We start from the raw sequence: 4,605 nt of genomic DNA on the forward strand, positions 1-4,605 counted from the left end.
CACTCCCTTTTAGCGTTATATCGCCTCCTTGTTTATTCGCATTCCCTGTCGCTATAATATCTATATTTCGTCCCGCCGAAACTCCACTACTTATTACCGAATGCTGCTCTTGGTTCACTTCTCGCTCTACTGCTTTTGCCTCTTCATACATATCCGCAGCTGTCCCCGTTGAAGTGTAAACAGCTCGGTGTTTTTCTACAGTCCATTTGTATTTACTTCTTTTTTACTCAAAAACGTAGTTTAAAAATCAGCAAATACACAAATTTATTTATAGGGTCTATTTCAATAGTTCTCGACTAACATCACCATGAATAAAAAACTCACTAAAAACTTTTTTAACCAAAAAAAAGTCTTGAATTACTAATGAACTATTATATGGTTCGTTTAATATGAGCATAATCTTAGAATATTCACATTGATTAAAGAATGTTCTAACCTCTAGATTACCATTCTGTAATATTGTCTCCAACATTACTAAATAATGTTGGTTATCTGAATAAAGAATCATTTTATAAGGAGTATTATTATCTTCTTGATCATTATCTAAAATGAATACGCCAGAATTATATTTAAAAATATTCAAATAATTATCTAACTCATCAATTGATGGTTTTTTGACTATCGGTAACTGAATACGTCTATTTCTCTCAAAGAAATATCCACCTAACTCAAATTTAATCATTATTTTTCACCTCTCTTATGGATTTCATTCCTGACTTCCATATATATGTCTTAGGTAATCCTGTTTTGTCATCTATAGCTTTAATTGTTACTGATTTAGCTCCTGCAGCTTCAGCTGCTGCAGCTATATCACCTTTGCAATAACTACAAACATCTTTCCCACTTACATTGATATTCAAATCAGCCCCCTTGGCCAAACCTGCATCGTGAGCTTGTTGAATCGCTCCTATTTCGGCATGGGCTGTAGCCATATTTCCATTAGGATAAGGCTTACCTGAACTTATCTCTTTATTAGTTACTCTATCATTTATCAATGTAGGGTGATCTACATTTGCTTTATCTGCTGCCCGTGCTGTTTGGTTTGTATCTATGAATTTTTTACCATTAACTTCTAACTCCGCAATAACCGTAGGTTTTATTTGATTCGTTCCCTTTCCAGCAGATTTAACACTATTTTGACCAACAACCGCTGAAGCAATTATTGCTGCCGAATGCATTGCATTATCAAATTTAACCAAGTTCCGAGCAGATTCAATACTAATCCCTAAACCTTCTGACAAATTCTGAGCTTTATATTCATTAAAAGCTGCAAGATCTTGTCCTTCTAATTTGTTTATCTGGCTCAATATTTGTTTATAACCATCATAGTACTTAGTATAGTTAGAATAAGCATCATTATAGGCTATATAATCTTCTGGTTTGATCGTTTTAAAATAACTATCGTATGCTGCTTGTAGATCTGCTCTGGCTGCACTGCATTCTGATGAACTTAAATTCTGGCAAACCGTATTTAAAATTTCATTTCGTTGCTCATCCAAAGCATTTAATACAGCGACTTGACCTTGTAGTTCTTGTTTTCGGTCATCCGAAACAATCATTATTCCTTTTTCAATTAGGTCTAATTGGGCCTGTGCATCTTTTCTCTTTTTATCTTCTGATACATTTAAATAATTATTCTCAACCGCATTCTTACTCGCAGCTATCGAGGTGCTGATGTCTCCCGCATCTCCGCCACTTACTGCAGTTGATAGTCCCATCACTAATTGGGTTAAGGCGCTGATGTTTTGTTTTTCAGCTTCAGTAAGGTCTTTGATGTCTTTTCCACCATAGAGGTTATCTAAGATGACTTTTGATGCCAGCTCGCCGCCTACGGCACCGGCTCCCCCTGCTAAGCCTGAGTTGCCTTGTAATTCGGCTACCACCGCACCGAGTATAGCATGCGATACTAATCTTGCCGTTTCATTATCACTCACCCAAGTGCCGTCTTTATCCATATGCCCTGTGTGCAGTTTTATCTGCTCGGCTATCCATGGCGCACTGGCCCCCGCAAGGCCTCCTGTAATATCACCAGTAATAATGCCCGTGATAATTGATGTCGCCGTGTCAATACCTTTGCTGACATCACCTCCCATAGTGCCTAGATTTTTAGTTGCTTGGTTGGCTTGTAATTGGCAGTCTACCGCCTCTGAATACCAGTAGTCTTTATTGTCTTCATAATATTTATTAAAATCAATCCGTGCTTGTTCTTCCGCACTTAACTTATTATAAGCTTTTTCCGCTTCTTTTTTCGATAACGCTTCCTTGTTTTTATCTACCTCTTTTTGCGCCTGTAGGCGGTCATATTTGTTTACCACTCCTTTTGCCTGTTGAGCGATGTCTTTAACTAGCTCTACCGATTCTAATTTGTCTAGCTCTTTTTGTTTGTTAAATATCGGTTTCAGTGAGTTATTCGCATGCTCGGTATCTCGGCTTAGTTCGTTGATATCTTGTTTTGGTCGTCTTTATTACGGATGATGAGTTGCCCATTTTCTACCGCTGAATGCGTTATGCTGGACTCTTTTTCGCTGTTTTGATACGCCGTCGGGGCGCTCGCTCCGCCACGGCTAGCACCAAAAAACACCCAAAAACTTAAATAAAATCAATACTTTTTCTGACCGATTTTTTGTAAGTAAAAAATAGTAAGTTAATGTATTTTTTATGTTTTTAATAGAGGGATATATGACACCATGAACAATACAATAGGTAGAATTTATTTATTACAAAAGCGCATAAAAATAATAATAGCTAAAGTACATATTAAGCAAAAATTAGCAATTTAAAAAATTAATTATCGAATTTAGTGACAGTGTTAACTGTCACCTTTTAATGTTAAATAAACAAAATTTAAAGATCATCTGTAGAGATAACATCAATTGCACCACAAGCTTTAAATAACCATTTTAAGGCACCTGATGGAAAAGGATCATCTAATGCAGTAACTTCAACTAAAAAATGAGTATTTTCAATTTCACCATCAAATTTATGAGCATTCCACCAAAACCATTCTCTAGTATCGGGTTCTAGCCACGCAAGCCAATTAGATAAAGACCATGTTTGATCTTTTTTAGCATCTTCTATCTTTTGCTCATAGGTTAAACTATCCCATAGTATTTTTTGATTTTTAATTTCTTCATCAGTTAATTCTTTGGCGCAATGATTAACAAATGTATCAGGCAATATTTTTAACCATTCTTCAAAAGATGGCCAAATGGGGACTGAATTATAGTTTACTATCACTAATACTCTTTTAGCTAAGTTCAGCACTTCATCTACATCATTATTGCAATGAATAACAAATCTTGCTATTCCTACACCAGTTGTCTTTACTGTATAATCAGGGGGATTATCAAATCGCTCCCTTTCTAATAACAATTGTCTCATATATTCACTATTTATTACCATCTTTACCGCTCCCTTGAATAATAGAATTCTTCAATTCATCAAATTGATGAGATCTAATACCATATTGATCTTTAGCTTTAGTGGGATCTGCAATGATAGGTTTATTCCTATTTTCTGGATCACGAGCCATATTCTCTTTAATTGCCTGCCGTCTAATCTTTTCTAAAAAGGACTTTGATACTTTAAAAGACTTGATTGTAGCTCCTTCCATATTTTGAGATATTCGCTTATCTAAAAACGCTTGAGCCCTTGCTTTATCGCCAAAATTCAAATATAAAGTTGTATCGCCTATTATAGACACTTCACCATTATTACCAATAATGACTCGTGTATTAGGTGCTCCTTCAACACGATATACAGTGACTGTGTCAATTCCAGATGTAAGCTTTACGCCACCATACAATCCCGCCAAAGAAGATACAATACCATGAGCAGCCATAACATATTTATACTGTTGAGCGACATCATTTACATCTCGTCCTGTTTCTTTTGCAATTGCCTCTATTGAAGATAGGTGAATAATATTATCAGGATCTAAACCACGTAAAGCATCATTAAGATGCTTGGAATCTTCCGGATAAAGATCACTATTCTTCAAAGTTCTAGCAGCTTCTATAGCATATTCATTTTGCATTTCCCAAGCTTCTTGCAAAAGTCCTTTACAAGCTGCACTTGAAATATTACCCAATGAGCAATTATCTTGTAAAATTTGATCTCGTTCTTTATCCAATTTTTCGAGATTTTCTAATTCTCTTTTTTCTTCTTCCGTTAATTCCTCGCCTAAATAGTTTGGTTTTATCCAAGTTAAATACGCTTTGCGCCTAGCTTCAGATACACTCAAATAATTATTCTCAACCGCATTCTTACTCGCAGCTATCGAAGTACTGATATCTCCAGCATCTCCGCCACTCACTGCAGTTGATAGCCCCATCACTAATTGGGTTAAGGCGCTGATGTTTTGTTTTTCAGCTTCAGTAAGGTCTTTGATGTCTTTTCCACCATAGAGGTTATCTAAGATGACTTTTGACGCCAGCTCGCCGCCTACGGCACCGGCTCCCCCTGCTAAGCCTGAGTTACCTTGTAATTCGGCTACCACCGCACCCAGTATAGCATGCGATACTAATCTTGCCGTTTCATTATCACTCACCCAAGTGCCGTCTTTATCCATATGCCCTGTGTGCAGTTTTATCTGCTCGGCTATCC

4 protein-coding genes are annotated in these 4,605 nt (G+C 36.6%); all 4 read right to left on the reverse strand.

The window, feature by feature from the left end; genetic code table 11:
• Positions 1–277: 277 nt before the first annotated feature.
• The gene (locus ACYIAM_RS12825) at positions 278–682 is read right to left on the reverse strand and encodes a DUF6911 family protein (RefSeq protein WP_483748534.1); all 405 of its coding nucleotides are present in this window, start codon (positions 680–682) and stop codon (positions 278–280) included.
• Complete coding sequence (locus tag ACYIAM_RS12830) at positions 675–2,315, reverse strand: VENN motif pre-toxin domain-containing protein (RefSeq protein WP_483748535.1); 1,641 nt, start codon at positions 2,313–2,315, stop codon at positions 675–677. Before ACYIAM_RS12830 ends, ACYIAM_RS12825 begins: the two co-directional genes overlap by 8 nt.
• A 529-nt stretch (positions 2,316–2,844) precedes the next feature.
• On the reverse strand, positions 2,845–3,402 hold the full coding sequence (locus ACYIAM_RS12835) for a hypothetical protein (protein WP_483748536.1): 558 nt from the start codon (positions 3,400–3,402) through the stop codon (positions 2,845–2,847).
• Positions 3,389–4,605, reverse strand: a 1,217-nt coding sequence (locus ACYIAM_RS12840) for a VENN motif pre-toxin domain-containing protein (protein WP_483748537.1), incomplete at its 5' end; no start/stop codon positions are given. The genes ACYIAM_RS12840 and ACYIAM_RS12835, both read right to left, overlap by 14 nt.

This window comes from Gilliamella sp. X-60 (genome assembly GCF_057063585.1).